General features: G+C 54.6%; 20 protein-coding genes. 6 read left to right on the forward strand and 14 right to left on the reverse strand.

The features are described from left to right. Positions 1 to 35 precede the first annotated feature (35 nt). Positions 36 to 893 carry an SDR family oxidoreductase gene (locus GALF_RS13415; RefSeq protein WP_013294606.1) on the forward strand — a complete coding sequence of 286 codons (858 nt, stop codon included), beginning with the start codon at positions 36 to 38 and terminating at the stop codon, positions 891 to 893. 37 nt (positions 894 to 930) lie between these two features. On the opposite strand, the gene GALF_RS13420 is transcribed toward GALF_RS13415, so the two are convergent. The 12 genes from GALF_RS13420 to ffh all read right to left on the reverse strand — a co-directional run bounded on the left by GALF_RS13420 (position 931) and on the right by ffh (position 13,766). After that, positions 931 to 2,220, reverse strand: coding sequence for a M18 family aminopeptidase (locus tag GALF_RS13420; protein WP_013294607.1), 1,290 nt, complete (start codon positions 2,218 to 2,220; stop codon positions 931 to 933). A 110-nt stretch (positions 2,221 to 2,330) separates the two neighbouring features. Further along, entirely contained in the window at positions 2,331 to 4,229 is a 1,899-nt protein-coding gene (gene htpG, locus GALF_RS13425) for a molecular chaperone HtpG (protein ID WP_013294608.1), read from the reverse strand. 86 nt (positions 4,230 to 4,315) lie between these two features. Next, positions 4,316 to 4,942: a glutathione S-transferase gene (locus GALF_RS13430; RefSeq protein ID WP_013294609.1), complete on the reverse strand. Its 627-nt coding sequence runs from the start codon at positions 4,940 to 4,942 to the stop codon at positions 4,316 to 4,318. 3 nt (positions 4,943 to 4,945) lie between these two features. Beyond that, the gene (gene trpD / locus GALF_RS13435; protein WP_013294610.1) at positions 4,946 to 5,980 is read right to left on the reverse strand and encodes an anthranilate phosphoribosyltransferase; all 1,035 of its coding nucleotides are present in this window, start codon (positions 5,978 to 5,980) and stop codon (positions 4,946 to 4,948) included. After that, a complete protein-coding gene (locus tag GALF_RS13440; protein ID WP_013294611.1) occupies positions 5,977 to 6,546 on the reverse strand; it encodes an anthranilate synthase component II in 570 nt (189 codons plus the stop codon). Before GALF_RS13440 ends, trpD begins: the two co-directional genes overlap by 4 nt. Next, a complete protein-coding gene (locus tag GALF_RS13445) occupies positions 6,537 to 8,174 on the reverse strand; it encodes an NAD(P)/FAD-dependent oxidoreductase (RefSeq protein WP_013294612.1) in 1,638 nt (545 codons plus the stop codon). The genes GALF_RS13440 and GALF_RS13445 overlap by 10 nt, the downstream gene beginning before the upstream one ends. Before the next feature lies 1 nt (position 8,175). After that, the gene (gene trpE, locus GALF_RS13450) at positions 8,176 to 9,663 is read right to left on the reverse strand and encodes an anthranilate synthase component I (RefSeq protein WP_013294613.1); all 1,488 of its coding nucleotides are present in this window, start codon (positions 9,661 to 9,663) and stop codon (positions 8,176 to 8,178) included. Between the two features lie 119 nt (positions 9,664 to 9,782). After that, positions 9,783 to 10,478 (reverse strand): phosphoglycolate phosphatase, encoded by a 696-nt coding sequence (locus tag GALF_RS13455; RefSeq protein WP_013294614.1) that lies wholly within the window; start codon positions 10,476 to 10,478, stop codon positions 9,783 to 9,785. Between the two features lie 8 nt (positions 10,479 to 10,486). Next, positions 10,487 to 10,882: a hypothetical protein gene (locus GALF_RS15155; protein WP_013294615.1), complete on the reverse strand. Its 396-nt coding sequence runs from the start codon at positions 10,880 to 10,882 to the stop codon at positions 10,487 to 10,489. A 5-nt stretch (positions 10,883 to 10,887) separates the two neighbouring features. After that, a complete protein-coding gene (gene rpe, locus GALF_RS13465) occupies positions 10,888 to 11,568 on the reverse strand; it encodes a ribulose-phosphate 3-epimerase (RefSeq protein ID WP_013294616.1) in 681 nt (226 codons plus the stop codon). A gap of 65 nt (positions 11,569 to 11,633) precedes the next feature. Continuing rightward, positions 11,634 to 12,341, reverse strand: coding sequence for an HAD-IA family hydrolase (locus GALF_RS13470; protein WP_013294617.1), 708 nt, complete (start codon positions 12,339 to 12,341; stop codon positions 11,634 to 11,636). Positions 12,342 to 12,413: 72 nt separating this feature from the next. Next, on the reverse strand, positions 12,414 to 13,766 hold the full coding sequence (ffh, locus tag GALF_RS13475) for a signal recognition particle protein (protein ID WP_013294618.1): 1,353 nt from the start codon (positions 13,764 to 13,766) through the stop codon (positions 12,414 to 12,416). A 411-nt stretch (positions 13,767 to 14,177) separates the two neighbouring features. On the opposite strand from ffh, the gene GALF_RS13480 reads away from it, so the two are divergent. From GALF_RS13480 to rplS, 5 genes are all read left to right on the forward strand, one after another. Continuing rightward, positions 14,178 to 14,990, forward strand: coding sequence for a cytochrome C assembly family protein (locus GALF_RS13480; RefSeq protein WP_013294619.1), 813 nt, complete (start codon positions 14,178 to 14,180; stop codon positions 14,988 to 14,990). A 212-nt stretch (positions 14,991 to 15,202) separates the two neighbouring features. Beyond that, entirely contained in the window at positions 15,203 to 15,460 is a 258-nt protein-coding gene (rpsP, locus tag GALF_RS13485) for a 30S ribosomal protein S16 (protein ID WP_013294620.1), read from the forward strand. Continuing rightward, positions 15,414 to 15,974 carry a ribosome maturation factor RimM gene (rimM, locus tag GALF_RS13490; RefSeq protein ID WP_317623713.1) on the forward strand — a complete coding sequence of 187 codons (561 nt, stop codon included), beginning with the start codon at positions 15,414 to 15,416 and terminating at the stop codon, positions 15,972 to 15,974. The genes rpsP and rimM overlap by 47 nt, the downstream gene beginning before the upstream one ends. Continuing rightward, a complete protein-coding gene (gene trmD, locus GALF_RS13495; RefSeq protein ID WP_013294622.1) occupies positions 15,971 to 16,744 on the forward strand; it encodes a tRNA (guanosine(37)-N1)-methyltransferase TrmD in 774 nt (257 codons plus the stop codon). Before rimM ends, trmD begins: the two co-directional genes overlap by 4 nt. Then, on the forward strand, positions 16,745 to 17,128 hold the full coding sequence (gene rplS / locus GALF_RS13500) for a 50S ribosomal protein L19 (RefSeq protein ID WP_013294623.1): 384 nt from the start codon (positions 16,745 to 16,747) through the stop codon (positions 17,126 to 17,128). Between the two features lie 65 nt (positions 17,129 to 17,193). Here the strand turns inward: rplS and GALF_RS16185 are convergent, their stop codons facing one another. Together GALF_RS16185 and istB are read right to left on the reverse strand one after the other, a co-directional pair. Then, positions 17,194 to 17,472, reverse strand: a complete 279-nt coding sequence (locus GALF_RS16185; protein ID WP_396230363.1) for a response regulator transcription factor — start codon at positions 17,470 to 17,472, stop codon at positions 17,194 to 17,196. Positions 17,473 to 17,653: 181 nt separating this feature from the next. Beyond that, positions 17,654 to 18,388 (reverse strand): IS21-like element helper ATPase IstB, encoded by a 735-nt coding sequence (gene istB, locus GALF_RS13510; RefSeq protein ID WP_013292678.1) that lies wholly within the window; start codon positions 18,386 to 18,388, stop codon positions 17,654 to 17,656. Between the last annotated feature and the right edge of the window lie 9 nt (positions 18,389 to 18,397).

Below are 18,397 nucleotides of genomic sequence, written 5' to 3' on the forward strand. Positions count from 1 at the left end.
ACGCGTAAAGTTGAATTTTAACGCATAATTCGCTCATGAAACGAATACTCATTACAGGTTGCGGGGACATTGCGCGGCGGACGATCCCCCTCCTCACCCGCCGCTACCGCGTGTATGCGCTGATCCGTAATCCGGTCTATGGCGAACATCTGCGTAAACTGGGTGCAATTCCTGTCACCGGCGATCTGGATGACCGACAGAGTCTGTCACGCATTAAAGGGGTGGCCGACACGGTACTGCACTTCGCGCCGCCCTCGCCCAAAGGATCTACGGATACCCGCACCCGAAACCTGCTCAGCGTTTTATCTGCCGGCAGCTGCCCTCACCGTCTGGTTTATATCAGCACCAGCGGCGTGTACGGCGATTGTCATGGCGCGCAGATCGATGAAACGCGAGCGGTCAATCCGGCATCGATGCGCGGCAAACTAAGGGTGGATGCGGAACGGCAAATCCGCGCCTGGGCAAAAGCTAACCGCGTGAACGCTAATATCCTCAGGGTGCCGGGTATCTATGCCGCAGACCGCCTGCCGCTGGATCGCCTCAAAGCAGGCGCGCCGGCCATTGCGAATGACGAAGACAGCTACAGCAATCACATCCATGCGGAGGATCTGGCGCGCATCGCGGTGGCGGCCCTGCTGCGCGGCAAACCCTGCCGCATTTATCATGCGACCGATGACGATGAGATGAAAATGGGCGACTACTTTGATGCCGTGGCCGATGGCACGCATCTGCCGCGCGCACCGCGTCTATCGCGTGCCGAGGTGAAAATAGCCGTGTCGCCAATGATGTGGTCGTTTATGAATGAATCCAGACGGCTCAGTAATACACGCATGAAGCGCGAACTCAAAGTTGTATTGCGCTACCCGACCCTGAACGCCTTTTTTAACACATGAAGAATTTCTGACGCAAATCCGGGATCAGCACCGCGTATCAGCTCCCGAAGGCGGTTGACAGGGCCGCAATCATGTAAGCGTGATCATTGGCTCCCGCGCTCTCGCGCGCGCTGTGCATCGCCCACATCGGCGAGCCGACATCCACGCTGGCAATGCCTAACTGTGACGCCACCTTGGGGCCGATGGTGCTGCCGCAGCCCAGATCGCCCCGATGCGCATACTGCTGATACGGCACACCTGCCGTTTCGCAAAATCCCATAAAGCGCGCCGCCGTTTCGGCATTGGTCGCGTAGCGCTGGTTCACATTGGTTTTGATGACAGGCCCGCCGTTGACCAGCACTTTGTGAGCGGGCTCATAGGCGGCGGGGAAATTCGGATTGTAGGCATGCGCCATATCGGCGCTGATAAATAAACTCTGCGACAGGGCGCGGACTCTATCTTCCTCATCCAGTTCCGCACTAAAACTGATACGACTCAGCACGTCGGACAGAAAACTGCCGCCCGCCCCCGCCGCACTCTCGCTCCCCACCTCCTCGTGATCGAAGAGGGCAATCATGCAGGTGGCCTTAGTCTGCACCGCCGCGATGAGCGCGCTCAGCGCAGCATGACAGGACGCCAGATTATCCAGCTGGCTATCCGCAATGAATTCCTCGTTCGCCCCCCACAAACAGCCCTTTTGTACGTCATAGACATTCATCTCGAAGCTCAGCAGATCAGCGGCATCGCACCCTGCGGCACTGGCCAGCAGCTGTCGCAAATTGGCCTCCGCGTCCTCACCCTCGCCCAACTGCCCCAGAATGAGCGGCAGTTCAGTCTGCTTATTGAATTTCAGCCCCTGCTCATTGACCTCTCGGTTCATGTGTATCGCAAGGTTCGGCAGACGCAGCAGAGGGTGCTCGAAGCGAACAAGCCGCGTCTGCTGATTGCGCAATACAACACGCCCGGCCAGACTCAAATCCCGGTCAGAGAAACTAGCCAGTATCGGCCCGCCGTAAACTTCGACCGCCAAACGCATCAGCCCGTCGCAGGCGATGCTCGCCTTAGGCTTGAGCCTTAAACCGGGAGAATCGGTATGCGCGCCGATAATGCGATAGCCCGCCTCCGCTTGTTGACCGAGCGCAAAGGCGATCATAGACGCGCCACCGCGTACAACGTAATAGCGCCCGCCCGCGTTGAGTTGCCAGCGTTCTCCCTCCTCAAGCCGGATATATCCCGCAGCCTGCAGCCGCACCTCTGCGCTCGCCACCGTATGCCAGGGGCTGGGACTCGCGTCAATAAAGTCGATTAGCTCAAGGGCTGCGTTACGTTCGGAACGGATTGCGGACATGGCGTGTAGAGGTGCGTATTGAGATTAGTATGAGTATACAGCGGCGCAAATAAAAAGGCCGGATTGCTCCGGCCTTTTACTGGCTCCCTGCGCGGGGATGATACAGTTGATTAGCTTGCGCGCATTTCCAGCATCAGATGATTGATGCGTTTGACGAAGCCCGCGGGATCGTCGAGCTGACCGCCTTCGGCCAGCAAAGCCTGATCAAACAACACCGCCGCCCAATCGTCGAAGTGTTGCGATTCAGCCCTCAAGCGAATCACCACCGGATGCTGCGGGTTGATTTCCAGAATCGGCATCGTTTCCGGTATCTTTTGCCCTGCGGCCTTCAACATACGCGCCATATTGCCGCTCATATCGTCTTCGTCCGCGACCAGACAGGCTGGCGAGTCGGTCAGGCGATGCGTAATCCGCACTTCTTTAACGCGACCTGTCAGACTCGCTTCAATCTTTTCCGTCAGTTCCTTGTGCTCATCGGCCTGCTTGGCCTGCGCTTCCTTTTCGGCTTCGTCTTCCAATGCGCCCAAATCCAAGCCACCTTTAGCAACGGACACCAGCGATTTTTCCTTGAATTCAGTCAATGAACCGACCACCCATTCATCCACACGGGCCGAGAGCAGCAGCACCTCGATCCCTTTCTTGCGGAACACTTCCAGATGCGGGCTGTTCTTCGCGGCATTAAAACTATCAGCCGTGATGAAGTAAATCTTGTCCTGACCTTCCTTCATGCGACCAATGTAGTCGGCGAGCGAGACGGTCTCATCCGATGTATCGGTATGGGTGGAGGCGAAACGCAGCAGACCCGCGATGCGATCCTTGTTGGCGAAATCCTGCCCTACACCTTCCTTAATGACCTGACCGAACTGTCCCCAGAAGGTAGTGTATTTTTCAGCGTCGTTGGCAGCCATATCTTCGAGCAGACCGATCACCTTCTTGGTACAGCCTTCGCGGATCGCCTTGATGTCCTTGGATTCCTGAAGAATTTCGCGTGAGACGTTCAGCGGCAGATTGTTCGAATCGACGATACCGCGCACAAAGCGCAAGTAAGACGGCAGCAACTGCTCCGCATCGTCCATGATGAAGACGCGCTTCACATATAACTTGATGCCGTGCTGCGCCTTGTGATCCCACATATCGAACGGCGCGCGGGCAGGAACATAGAGCAACTGCGTGTATTCCTGACGGCCTTCGACGCGCGCGTGCGTCCATGCCAGCGGATCTTCATAGTCATGGCCGACGTGCTTATAAAACGCCTTGTATTCGTCGTCGCTAATCTCGTTCTTGGAGCGCGCCCACAGAGCGGACGCCTGATTGATCGTTTCGTCTTCCTCTGTGATGACCTGCGCGCCATCCTTCCATTCTTCCTTTTTCATCACGATAGGCTGGACGATATGATCCGAGTACTTACGGATGATGGAACGAATCTTGTGGCCGGAGAGCAGATCGTCCTGATCTTCGCGCAGATGCAGTTCGATCGTGGTACCGCGGGTGGCTTTTTCGACCATCTCGATGTCGAACTCGCCGCCGCCATCGGATTCCCAGCAGACGCCCTGATCGGTCGCTTCACCGGCACGACGCGTGGTCACCACGACCTTATCGGCGACGATAAACGCGGAATAAAATCCGACACCGAACTGACCGATCAAACCGGCATCTTTTTGCTGGTCGCCTGAGAGTTTAGAGAAGAATTCGCGGGTGCCGGACTTTGCAATCGTGCCCAGATTGTTGATGACTTCGTCGCGGTTCATGCCGATACCGTTATCGGAAATTGTCAGCGTGCGGGCATCCTTATCAAAGCTCAGACTGATTTGCAGCTCGGAATCATTTTCGAACATGGCATCGTTGTGCAGCGCTTCAAAGCGCAGCTTGTCGCAGGCATCCGAGGCATTGGATACCAGTTCACGCAGGAAAATCTCGCGGTTGGAATACAGTGAGTGAATCATCAATTGCAGAAGCTGTTTTACTTCTGTCTGAAATCCCATTGTTTCGCGATTGGTACTTGCAGTCATATTCTGTCCTTTGACGTTTTGAAAGAGTTAAGGACAGATGGGGCAGATTTGCCGGATTTCAAGAGGGTAGATGCAGGATTTGGGGTCTAGGATTCAGGATTTGCTTGCCAGATCGCTTGTTTTTGCATGACGGCGGAAAAATGCCTCGAATTGATCATGCCCGTCAACCATATGCGCAACGCAGGATAGGGCGACTGCTCAAACCAGTCCTTGTCGACACCGGCAAATTGCCGGATGAATGGAAAGATGGCCGCATCAGCGATGCTCTGTTCATCGGCCAACAAATAACGTGTCATTTGCAGCCGCGCCTCCAATGACTGCAAAAAGTCTTCGCCTTGCGCACGACAAACTGCCCGGGAGGCCTCGGAATCGGCGTACTTATACCCATCGAGCGCCGTTTTAAAATTGTTGTCATTGATATCGATTAACGGTGCTGCGGCCAGCAAATAAGCATCCGACACGCCCAGCCAACCTTCCGGGTCGTGCTGGTGCAGCGCCCATTGCATGATCTCCCGGCTCTCGTCGATGACACCTTCGTCGGGAAGCACAAGCACGGGCACGCTCCCCTTGGGTGAGGCGATCAGCATGCATGCCGGTTTGCTGCGCAGCTCGATTTCACGCAATTCAAACGCAACGCCGCTCGCATGCAAAGCCATGCGGGCACGGATTGCGTAAGGGCAGCGCCGAAATGAGTAGAGGATCGGGTGCGGCAGAGTTTAAGCCTTGGCGGCAAACTGCCCGCTGAACGCGATCAGTTGCGCGAGTTTAGCTTTCGCTGCCCCGCTGGCGATCATTTCACCCGCGCGATGAATACCTTCGGCAAGCGTCGCACTCAAGCCCGCCGCATAAATGGCCGCACCTGCATTCATCTGTACGATGTCGCGCGCCGCGCCCGGCTGATTGTCCAGTACACTGCGCAGCATCGCACTGGCCTCCGTCACATTCGCCACGCGCAGCAAGTCGTTCGATGCCCGGCTCATGCCGAACTGCTCAGGCGTGACCGTGTATTCGCGGATTTCGCCGTCTTTTAATTCCGCGATGCAGCTTTCGGTATTAATCGATATTTCGTCCATGCCGTCCATGCCGTGCACGACCAACACATGATGGCTGCCGAGGCGCTGCAGCACGCGCGCCATGATACCGACCAGATCAGGGTGAAAGACACCCAGCACCTGATTATCAGCACCCGCCGGATTAGTGAGCGGCCCCAGCACATTGAACATCGTGCGCACCCCCAATTCGCGCCGCACAGAGGCGGCATACTTCATCGCGCCGTGAAAATTAGGGGCAAACATGAAGCCGATGCCGATGGTATCGACACAGTGCGCGACTTGCTCAGGCGTGAGATTGAGGTTGACGCCCAGAAACTCCAGCACATCCGCGCTGCCGCAAGTCGAGGATACCGAACGTCCGCCGTGCTTGGCGACGCGCGCACCGGCAGCGGCCGCAACAAAGGCGCTGGCAGTTGAAACATTGAAAGTTTGAATGCCATCCCCTCCCGTGCCGCAGGTGTCGACCAGATGCTCGCGGTTGATAACCGGCACTTTAGTGGCAAATTCGCGCATCACAAATGCGGCGGCGGAAATCTCTCCCACCGTTTCCTTTTTGACGCGCAGACCGACTAAAATGCCGGCGATTTGAGCGGCCGATACCTCGCCGCTCATGATCTGGCGCATCAGCGACAACATTTCGTCATAAAAAATTTCCCGCTGTTCGATCAGCCGGGTCAGCGCTTGTTGCGGGGTAATCATGGCTGGCCTTCCAGGAAATTTTTCAGCATGTCGTGACCATGCTCGGTCAGGATAGATTCAGGATGGAACTGCACGCCGTGCACCGCCAGCGTCTTGTGACGCACGCCCATAATCTCGCCGTCATCCGTCCAGGCGGTGATTTCCAGACATTCGGGCAGCGTTTCGCGCTCGATCACCAGCGAGTGATACCGCGTCGCGGTAAACGGATTAGGCAGGCCGGTGAATACGCTGCGATTGGTGTGATGAATCAACGACGTCTTGCCGTGCATCAATTGTTTGGCATGAATAATTTTTCCGCCGAACGCCTGACCGATGCTCTGATGACCAAGGCATACGCCCAGCAGGGGAATTTTTCCGGCAAAATGCTGAATCGCGGCAACCGAGATCCCCGCTTCATTCGGCGTACAGGGGCCGGGCGAGACGACGATATGCTTTGGATTCATGGCTGCAATTTGCGCGACGGTGATTTCGTCGTTGCGGCGCACTTCCACATCGGCACCCAGTTCAGCGAAATATTGCACCAGATTGTAGGTGAATGAGTCGTAATTATCGATCATCAAGAGCATGTTGATTCCTCATCTTGGTTCTTGTTACTCAGCATGGCGCGAGCGACCGCTTCAGCGACTTCGATGCCATCTACGGCTGCCGAGAGTATGCCGCCTGCATAGCCTGCGCCTTCCCCGGTCGGATACAGGCCGCGGGTGTTGATGCTCTGGTAATCGTCCGCATTGCGCTTGATGCGTACCGGCGACGAGGTGCGCGTCTCAACCCCGGTCAGCACCGCATCGCTAAGATCGAAGCCTTTAATCTGTTTGGCAAAGGCGGGCAGCGCCTCGCGAATTGCCTCGATCGCATACTCGGGCAACGCGGTGGCCAAATCAGTCAGATGCACGCCGGGCGTATAGGACGGCTGTACTTCGCCAAATTCAGTTGAGGGACGCCCCGCGATAAAATCGCCGACCAGTTGCCCGGGCGCCTGATAGGTTTCGCCGCCTAATTTAAAGGCTTGCGACTCCCAGCGCCGCTGGAATTCGACACCAGCTAACGGATCGCCGGGAAAATCTTCTTGAGGGGTGATGCCCACCACGATGCCTGCATTGGCGTTGCGCTCGTTGCGTGAATACTGGCTCATGCCGTTGGTGACCACGCGCCCCGGCTCGGAGGTCGCGGCAACCACCGTACCGCCTGGACACATGCAGAAACTATAGACTGAGCGACCATTGCTGGCGTGATGCACGAGCTTGTAGTCGGCAGCGCCCAGCAACTCGTTGCCGGCATGCTTGCCGAAGCGCGCCGCATCGATCAGGGATTGCGGATGTTCGATACGAAAGCCGATGGAAAAAGGTTTCGCTTCGATGTAAATGCCCCGTTTGTGGATCATCTCGAAGGTGTCACGCGCGCTGTGACCGACCGCCAGCACCAGATGTTCAGTCGCAATGCGCTCGCCGTTCGCCAGCACCACGCCGCTCACCTGACCGTCCGTCATCTCAATATCGTCTACACGACTGCTAAAGCGGATCTCGCCGCCCAGAGACAGTATCGTTTCGCGCATTTTTTCGACCATCCCGACCAGTCGGAAGGTGCCGATATGCGGATGGCTCTCATACAGAATTTCTTCGGGAGCGCCGGCCGTGACAAATTCTTCCAGCACCTTGCGGGAGAGATAACGCGGATCCTTAATTTGACTATACAGTTTTCCGTCCGAAAAGGTGCCCGCACCGCCTTCGCCGAACTGTACGTTCGATTCCGGATTGAGCACCCCCTGACGCCACAGGCCGAAGGTGTCTTTCGTTCTTTCGCGAACCGCTTTGCCGCGTTCCAGAATCAGCGGACGAAATCCCATTTGAGCCAGCAACAACCCCGCAAACAGCCCTGCCGGCCCCATGCCAACGACGACGGGTCTTGCGGATAAATCAGCCGGCGCTTCTGCGACAAAGTGATAGCTGGTGTCGGGCGCAACTTTGATGTGCTGATCGTTTTTGTATCGTTCAAGAATCGCCGCTTCGTCGCAGACTTCGGCCAGCAGCGTATAGGTGAACAAAATGGCATGCGCCCGGCGCGCATCGACGCCGCGTTTGAAGACACTGTGACGGATCAAGTCCGCCTCGGCTATCCCCAGTTTTTTGAGGATCGCCGCCTTGATTTCGCCATCCTGATGCTCGATGGGTAGTTTGATTTCGGTCAGTCTGAGCATATTAGCGGTGCGCCTGCACGTCCAGTCCGTCGAGCGCCATTTCGGCGGCGCGCAACACGGCGCGCGCCTTGTTCTGCGTTTCCTGCCATTCGCTATCCGCCACGGAATCGGCGACGATGCCCGCCCCCGCCTGCACATACAGCGTACCGTCTTTCACGACAGCGGTGCGCAAGGCGATCGCCACATCCATATCGCCGTTAAAACCCAGATAACCGACCGCACCCGCATAAATACCGCGCTTGGAAGGCTCGAGCTCGTCGATGATTTCCATCGCGCGCACTTTCGCAGCACCCGACACGGTACCGGCAGGAAAGGTGGCTTTGAGCACATCCATCGCGGACAGGCCTTGTTTCAATTTGGCTTCAACGTTGGAGACGATATGCATCACGTGCGAATAGCGCTCGATGACCATCTTATCGGTTAATTTTACGGTACCATTTTGCGCCACGCGACCGATGTCGTTGCGCCCCAGATCGATCAGCATCAGGTGTTCGGCCAGCTCTTTCGGATCGGCTAATAACTCTTGCGCGAGCGCCGCATCAAGCTCCTGCGTTTTGCCGCGCGGACGGGTACCTGCGATCGGGCGCACCGTCACCATGTCGCCTTCGAGACGCGCCAGTATTTCCGGTGAGGAGCCCACGACGTGGTGATCGCCCATGTCGTAATAGAACATGTAAGGCGAAGGATTGATGCTGCGCAGCGCGCGATACAGCGCCAGCGGTTCTGCCGAAAAAGGTTGCGCCATGCGTTGCGACAGCACGACCTGCATGATGTCGCCGTCGAAAATATATTGACGGGCTTTTTCGACCGCAGCCTTGAAGGCGGCCTCACCGAATTCGGATTCAGCTTCGGTTCGGTGTACTGCCGGCGCAAAAGGGATGTCCACCGGCCGCCGTAGCATGCCGGTCAGCTCGCGCAAGCGCTCACAAGCTAAAGAATACGCGTCGTCCTGCATCGGATCAGCATAGACAATAAAAGTCAGTTTTCCGGACAGGTTGTCCACGACTGCCAGCTGCTCGGTGAGCATCAGCAAGATATCAGGCGTACCGATCGCATCGGGCTTGACTACGCCCGCCAAGCGGGGCTCGATATAACGGATGGTCTCGTAACCGAAATACCCTGCTAGTCCACCTGTATAGCGCGGCAGACCGGACAAGGGGGCAACCTTGAAGCGCGCCTGATATGCTTCGATGAAATCCAGCGGGTTAGCTACTGCGTGCGATGTTTCACCGGCACAGGTCGTCAGCGTGACCTGTTTGCCACGCACCGTAATGCGGGTATCGGCAGGCAAACCGATAAAGGAATAGCGGCCGAAACGCTCACCGCCCTGTACGGACTCGAGCAGATAGGAAAACGGTTTGTTGGCGAGTTTCAGATAGAGCGACAACGGCGTGTCGAGATCGGCGAAGGTCTCAGATACCAGCGGAATGCGGTTGTAACCCTGCGATGCTAATGCGTTAAATTCTTGTTCGGAAATAGGGTGCAGCATGAAAAACCTCCTGTGTTGTTGTGCTATCGGCCGGTCGCGTACCCGGCACTATCGTATTCAGTACGATTAACACCATCGCCAATAAACTGATTGATGCAGGAGGTTATTCAGATTCATTTTCAGGCAAGCTTCATTAATGGCAAGGCGGCTGGCAGATTCGCAATCACCGCGTCCAGATCCAGCGTTTCGACAGGCTCACCGTGGTTGTAGCCGTAAGGTACGCAGAACACAGGACATTCGGCGGCGCGTGCTGCAATCGTATCGTTGAGCGAATCGCCGATCAACAACAACTGTTCGATAGGCACGCCAAAGAATTTGGCGGCATGCAACAATGGCATCGGATGCGGCTTCTTTTCCGGCAACGTATCGCCGGCCAACACGATTTCGAAATACTTGGACAGACCGACACCCGCCAATAACGGCGTCGTGTAACGCTCGACCTTGTTAGTGATGCAGCCTAAACGGTAACCCGCGGCCTTCATGGCTTCCAGACCTTCAATGACACCGTCGAAAACTTTGCTCTCAAGCAACAGTTCGGTGTAGTGCTTTTCGAAAATCGGCAGCGCATGGTCGTATAAAGCGGCATCCGGTGTCGCGTGCATATCGCCAGTCAACGCGCGCTTAACCAGCCAGCTGATGCCGTTACCGATGTAGCTTGCCAGCAATTCCTGTGCAACAGGCGCATAGTGAATGTCGCGCAACATGCGGTTAGCGGCTTCGGCGAGTTCAGGCGCGGTGTGCAGCAGCGTGCCGTCCAGATCGATGACGATGGCCTTGACGCTGACCGGTGTTGTGTATCGTTTGATGTTAGGCATGGTATTCCTCAATGCGATTTTTTAGGTTTTTTCTCAGGCTCAGCAGGTTCTACTGCATCAGCGGTCGCTTCTTCGCCTTTTTTGGCGGACTTTTCGTCTTTCGTTTCATCTGGCGCGGAGGCCGCTTTTAACTGTATCGCCATAGAAGGATCAGAACCCATGCTAGGATCCAGCGTTTTTTCCTGTATATCTTTGTCTGCGGCTTTCCAGCCTGTCAGAACAGAGGACGTGCTCTGCGCCTCGTTTTCTTTCATGCAGTCTTCGGGTTTTTTCAGCGAGACGCGACAGGCATAACCTATCGCTTCTGCATCAGATGTCTTTTGCTCAGCCGCACCGGTGATCTGGTCGCAACCGGTGGTTGCAACAGCGATCAGCAGCCAGACGATGGCGTGGCGGAGCAGCATGATACTTATACTTTTGCTAATTCAGCACGCATCGCAGCAATCACGGTGTCAAACTGGTTTTTGTCAGCTGCATTACGCGCGTTGAAAATCGCCGAACCCGCAACGAACGTGTCCACGCCTGCAGCCGCAACTTCGCGAATATTCGCAGGGCCTACGCCGCCGTCGATTTCCAGAAGACAGTTGTAGCCGCCGGCATCGATCATCGCGCGAACTTTGCGCGCCTTGTCGAGCGTGTAAGGAATAAATTTCTGACCGCCGAATCCGGGGTTGACCGACATCAGCAAAACCATATCCAACTTTGGCAACATGTATTCGAGGATATCGAGCGGGGTAGCTGGATTGAATACCAGACCTGCCTTGCAACCAGATTCCTTGATCAAGCCGATCGTACGGTCAACGTGTTCAGACGCTTCAGGATGGAAGGTGATGAAGGTCGCGCCAGCCTTGGCGAAATCAGGAATGATGCGATCCACGGGTTTCACCATCAGATGCACGTCGATGGGTGCTGTCACGCCGTGCGCGCGCAATGCATCGCAAACCAGAGGGCCGATCGTCAGGTTAGGCACATAATGGTTATCCATTACGTCAAAGTGAACGATGTCCGCGCCTGCGGCCAAAACGTTGTCGACTTCTTCGCCCAGCTTGGCGAAATTAGCGGAGAGGATGCTTGGAGCGATCTGATACATGATGTTTCCTTCGTTAAAATTGATAGTCACAAGGCGCATTCTAAACCGAATGTGCCGTTTAGTGGTTATTTGGACAACGTCAGTCCAGCTGTCTTATAGAATTTTTCCAAGTCGCTCAAGTCGTCAAACACGGCCGCCGCACCGGTGAAATCGTGATTGCGCGTGTAATGATTGATCGTAACGTAAGTCTTGATGCCTGCCCCCAAGCTCGAGCGCAGCCCGTTTTCGGAATCTTCTAAAGCGATGCAGTCGGCAGCTTGCAATCCGAGCTTTTCAAGAACCCAGAAATAAATATCGGGCGCTGGCTTCTTGTGCGGCACGATGTCGCCGCACCCGTTGGCAAAAAATAGATCGGCCCAGTTTTTACCCAGCCCGACTTCCAGCAGCGCCGACACATTTTCAGGGGTCGTCGTGGTCGCAATGGCGAGCGTGATACCAGCGGCATGTGCATCGAGGATCAACTGTTTGATGCCGGGGCGCAGCGGAACGCCGCCCTCGCTGATCATGCTGGTGTAGTGGCGTGTCTTGACGGCATGCAGATTTTTAACGAAACCGTCAAAATCAGCCGGTTTTTCGAAACCCGTCAAGAAGTCACTGACGAAGTATTTAATTCGCTCCTTGCCGCCGGTCACTTTAAGCAGCTTATCGTACAGCGCCACATCCCAGCTCCAGTCGAGACCGCACTCGGCAAACGCTTTATTAAAAGATAAACGGTGTCCGTCTTCTGTATCGGCCAGCGTGCCATCCACATCGAAAATTATCGCTTTAATCATAATTAATAGTTGAAAATTGATAGTTGAAAATTAAAAGTGGATAAGTGACCGTTGTTAATTAACCATTGCCTTTTAGCGCATCCCAGGCAGTTTACCGGCCATGCTGCGCATCATTTTAGCCATGCCGCCGCCTTTGGAAAACATTTTCATCATTTTTTGCGTCTGTTCAAACTGGTTTAACAGTTGATTGACATGCATCACTTTCACGCCCGCGCCATCGGCAATGCGTTTCTTGCGCTGCGCCTTAATGAGCTCAGGATGACTGCGTTCCTGCGGCGTCATGGAATTAATGATACCTTCCAGACGATTGATCGATTTGTCGTCCACTTTCGAGTCGGCAGCCGCTTGCGACAGCTGTGCGGGCAGCTTGTCCATCAGCGCTGACATCCCACCCATCTTGCGCATCTGCACAAATTGCATCTTGAAATCATTCAGATCAAAACCCTTGCCGGCCTGCATTTTTTTGGCCAGCTTTTCGGCTTCTCCGTGATCCACGCCGCGCTGTGCTTCTTCGAGCAACGACAATACATCGCCCATACCGAGAATACGCGACGCCATGCGCTCAGGGTGGAAGGCTTCAAGGCCATTAGGCTTCTCGCTGACGCCGATGAATTTGATCGGACGACCGGTGACATGTCGAACCGAGAGCGCAGCACCGCCACGCGAATCGCCGTCCATTTTAGTTAAGACAATGCCGGTCAGCGGCAGGGCCTCGCCAAATGCGCGGGCGGTATTGACCGCGTCCTGCCCGGTCATCGCATCAACCACGAATAGCGTCTCGATCGGCTTTAAAGTGGCGTGCAGTTGCTGAATCTCAGCCATCATCGCCTCATCGATCGCCAGACGCCCGGCGGTATCGACGATCAGCACATCATGGTGATGTTTGCGCGCAAAATCCAACGCCGCCAGCGCAATATCCTGCGGCTTTTGACTAATGTCAGACGCGAAAAAATCGATGCCAAGTTGCGTGGCCAGCGTGCGTAATTGCTCAATCGCCGCCGGGCGGTAAATATCGCAACTGACCAGTAAGATTTTTTTCTTGTGCTGATCGTGCAGCAGTTTAGCCAGCTTACCGCAGGTAGTGGTTTTACCCGCGCCTTGCAGACCTGCCATCAGAATCACAGCAGGGGGCGTCGTGGTGAGGTTTAACGCATCGTTGTGCTCGCCCATCAAACGGGTCAACTCGCGATGCACCACACCGATAAAAGCCTGACCGGGATTGAGGTTGCCAATGACCTCATGCCCTAAAGCGGCTTCTTTAACCTGAGCTGCAAACTCTTTTACAACCGGCAGCGCCACATCAGCTTCGAGCAGCGCCATGCGCACTTCGCGCAGCGCATCCTGAATATTGCTCTCGGTGAGCCTTGCCTGACCGCGCAGATTTTTAATGACACCGGAGAGGCGTTGCGTCAAATTGTCCAGCATATCCGTCCTTAGTAGCTAATCAAACCGGCATAGCAAAAAACCACGCCTAAATAATTTGGAAGATTCTAGCAGGGTTGCGCCCGATCAACATCAAATCGCCAGCGTTTAAAGCGGAAATTTTGTCCAAAACACCTCAACGCGCAAGCACATTGAGCCGTGACAGTGTCGAATGAACCCCAACTCGCAATAGGGTTTAGCAGGAATATTCCCCGATAGCCAGCAACTCGCAGGTGGTTTTAGCAAAGATACTTCCCCGCAGCCAGCAACTCGCAACTCGCAACTGGTTTTAGCAGGGATGACATCCAATGAACAGCAACTCGCAACTGGTTTTAGCAGGGATGCTGCCCAGTGGGCAGCAACTCGCAAAGCAAATGAGGTAGAATTCACGAGTCCAAAATATCCCGAAGAAAAATGCCGAATCTTCTCCTGTCATTTGTTACCTTTGTCGCTTATGTGCTGCTGGCCGCTTATTTCTGGCGCGCGAATGCCTGTGCCGATTGCGATGCGCGCTGGCGCGGTGCAGTTGGACATTTAACGCTGATACCCATCACCCTGCACGGCTATTTGCTCTGGCAGGGCATCTTCGCCGGCGGCGGATTCGATCTGGGTGTGTATAACGCACTGTCGTTAATTGCATGGCTAACCTTGCTGGTGTACTGGGTGGCGCGCTTTTTCTACCCGATCGGCGGTTTACAGGCGCTGGTCCTGCCAATGGCTGCGGTGACGCTGCTGCTGCCCGGCGTATTTCCTGCCGACCATCAGTTAGCCCACACGGACATGCTGGCCTTTAAAATTCACATTGCTGTCGCGATGCTCGCCTACAGCCTGTTCACTATTGCGATGGTGCATGCCATTTTGATTTCTTTAGTGGAAAAACGCCTGCGTCATGCCACATTGCCGCGCGTGTTGCGCAACCTGCCGCCGCTGATGACCATGGAAACGCTGCTGTTCCGGATGATAGGCATCGGCTTCGTGCTGCTAACGCTAACCCTTGCGTCGGGCATTTTGTTTTCGGAAGAAATCTTCGGCAAAGTCTGGCAGTTCAATCACAAAATACTGTTCGGCTTCATATCATGGTGCGTGTTTGCAGTGCTGCTGTACGGCCATTATTTCTATGGCTGGCGCGGCAAAATCGCCGTGCGCTGGACGGTGAGCGGCTTTGTCTTTTTGATGATGGCGTATCTGGGCAGCAAATTTGTGCTGGAGCAATTGCTGCATCGTTAAACGCTGTCCGGACGCGCGCCAAACTCTTTGATTATCAAGGTCCTTGCTATCAACAGGCCTTGTGTCGTAGAATGCGCGCCCTTTCGTGGCGATAGGGTTCGCACAGGCGAGCCCATTGCTGACGAATAGCAACTCTCCGGCACAACGGAAATTGCTAGTAAAGTTTTGCAACCCAAGTCTTTTTTTAGACTGATAATTTAGATAGGTTTTTTATGGTCATCATTCGTCTTTCCCGCGGCGGTTCAAAGAATCGTCCATTCTACAATGTGGTTGTTGCCGATTCACGCAATCGTCGCGATGGTCGCTTCATCGAACGCGTAGGTTTCTACAATTCGATCGCCAATGAAAAACAAGAAGCATTGCGTCTGGATCTGGCACGCGTTGCATTCTGGCAAAGCCGTGGCGCGCAGTTGAGCGACGCTGTTGCAAAGCTGGTTAAACGCGCTGCCGGTGCAGTTGTTGCAGCCTAAGGTCTCCGAACCCATGGTTATCATGGGTCGCGTGGCTTCGGCATTCGGAATCAAGGGATGGGTGAAAATCCAGCCCTTCAGCGAGTATGTCGATAGCCTGCTGGGATATAAAACCTGGTATCTGGGCCATGAAAATGGCCCGTGGCGAGAAGTGACGGTTGCTCAGTGCGAGACGCATGACAAGACGCTGGCTGCCCAGTTTCCGGATTGCCCGGATCGTACTGCCGCCGAAAAGCTCAAAGGGCTGTTGATCGCCGTGCCGCGCAGTAGCTTGCCGACGCAAGAAGAAGGTGAATACTACTGGGCTGATCTAATCGGCATGTCGGTAATAAACGGCGCAGGCGAAACGCTGGGCACGGTGATTGAGCTGCTGGAAACCGGCGCCAACGATGTGCTCATCGTCAGAGGCAACGGCCCGGATGTGCTGATTCCCTTCCTGAATAGCGTTATCGGGCCGGTCGACGTGACGACCAAGACCATACAGGTCAACTGGTCGGCGGACTTTTTGCTTTGATCTTTGATGTAATCACGCTGTTTCCGCAGATGTTCGATGCGCTGACGCAATGTGGCATCACGCGTCGCGCGGCTGAACAGGGACGCTATGTTGTTAAGACGTGGAATCCACGTGACTTCACAACAGACAATCACCGCACCGTGGATGATCGCCCTTACGGGGGCGGCCCCGGCATGGTGATGCTGGCAGAACCTTTAGCGGATGCGATCAATGCAGCGAGGCAGCGTCAGGCGGCGAGCGGAATTGCAAAAAGCCGTGTGGTGTATCTGTCACCGCAAGGTCGGCTATTGACTCATGCCGTGGTCAAAGAAATGGTGGCGCAGCCTGATGAAGGACTGATACTGCTGACCGGTCGTTACGAAGGCATCGACGAACGTTTAATTCGCCAGATGGTGGACGAAGAGATTTCCATCGGCGACTATGTATTGTCCGGTGGCGAGCTGGCGGCGATGGTGTTGATGGACAGCATGGTGCGGCAACTGCCCGGTGTATTGGGCGATGCCGACTCCGCGGAACAGGATTCGTTTGTGCAGGGTTTGCTAGACTGCCCGCACTACACCCGCCCGGAAATGTTTAATGGTGAAGCCGTGCCCCCGGTGTTGCTGTCTGGCAATCATGCAGACATACAACGCTGGCGGCTTTCCCAGTCGTTGGGCAGAACGTGGACACGCCGTCCGGATTTATTGGTTGGGCGTGTTTTGACAAAAGAGGAATCTGGTCTTCTGGCATCGTTTCAGAAGGAACAAGATCCGAAAACTAAGGAGCAGTAAATGAATTTGATCGCAATTTTGGAACAAGAAGAAATCGCCCGTTTGGGTAAAGTTATTCCTGCATTTGCGCCAGGCGACACCGTTGTTGTCAGCGTGAACGTAGTCGAAGGTGAGCGCAAGCGCGTTCAGGCTTTCGAAGGCGTTGTGATTGCCAAGCGCAATCGCGGTTTGAACTCCAGCTTCATCGTGCGCAAGATGTCTGCCGGTGAAGGTGTAGAACGTACATTCCAAACTTACTCCCCTGTGATCGCTGAAATCGAAGTCAAGCGTCGCGGTGCAGTTCGTCGCGCTAAGCTGTACTACCTGCGCGATCGTTCAGGCAAGTCAGCACGTATCAAAGAAAAATTGCCAGCGCGCAAAGTAAAGACCGTTGCAGCAGCGTAAGTTGCCTGCATGATCTAAAAAACGGGAGCCTTGGCTCCCGTTTTTTTTATCTTCAATTCGCCCGCTTAGCCTTCAATCAACTTATGTCGTATCGCATAGCGAACCAGCTCGGTTTTCGTTTGCATGTTCATTTTTTGCATGAATCTCGACTTGTGGGTACTGATCGTCTTGATACTCAAACAAAGTTCACTGGCTATATTTCCAACGGATTTCCCCGACACCAGCATGAGAAAGACCTGATACTCGCGTGCCGACAGGCTTTCATGGGGAATGCCAATTTCCCGGTTGAATACCAGCGTTTCAACCAGAACAGGATCGATGTAATTCCCCCCCGTGCGTTTTATGCCCTAAAACCGCCACCAAAAATGCTCCAAACCCACCACGTATAATACTTCAATAGCGCCATCTGTAATGCTCGCAAACCAGCCACTCATAACACCCAAATCCGCCACCCTATAAAATAATAAAGCCGACGCCTCTTTCGGGTAGCGTCGGCTCATCGCTGAATTTGGAAATATTGCCAGTTTACTTACGTAGTTTCCGCATCGACTCACCTTGCAACGGAATACGCAATGATCCGCTGATTATTCGATCCAAGATTGCATCGGCAACGGTAGGATTTCCGCCACTTAGGTAGCCATACCAATTTTCCACGGGAATCTGGCTGGTGACGATGGTTGAACGCCCTCCCACACGACTATCAATGACCTCTAGTAAGTCACTCCGCCCTTGAATAGTTAGCGCTGCCATTCCGAAATCATCTAGTATCAACAGATCGCATTTCGCCAGTTGTGCCAAGCGCTTTCTGAAACTGCCATCCGCATGGCTGATTTGCAACTCCTCTAGGAGAAGTGGAAGCCGCTGGAATAATACCGTTTTCCCCTGCCGACATGCCTGATTGCCAAAAGCACACGCCAGCCATGTTTTTCCCGAACCTGTCAGGCCGGTCATGATCAGATTCACACCTTTCTCAATCCACTGGCAAGTCACCAGCGAAGCCATTTGGCTCTTGTCCAATCCGCGATTGTGTTGGTAGTCAATATCCTCGACACAGGAATTGAATTTGAGCTTGGCCGTTTTCAGCAGGCGCTTTAGGCGCTGGTTTTCACGGTAAGTGGTTTCCTGATCAATCAGAATTCCGAAGCGTTCCTCAAAACTGAGGCTCATGGCCGCCACACTCGATAACTGATCATCAAAGCCCTTGGCCATGCCAATTAGGTGTAGATTTTGAAGTTTGGTAATAGTCTGCTGAATAAGCATTTCGTTCTC

It is taken from the genome of Gallionella capsiferriformans ES-2 (assembly GCF_000145255.1).
In the GTDB taxonomy this organism is placed as follows: Bacteria; Pseudomonadota; Gammaproteobacteria; order Burkholderiales; family Gallionellaceae; genus Gallionella; species Gallionella capsiferriformans.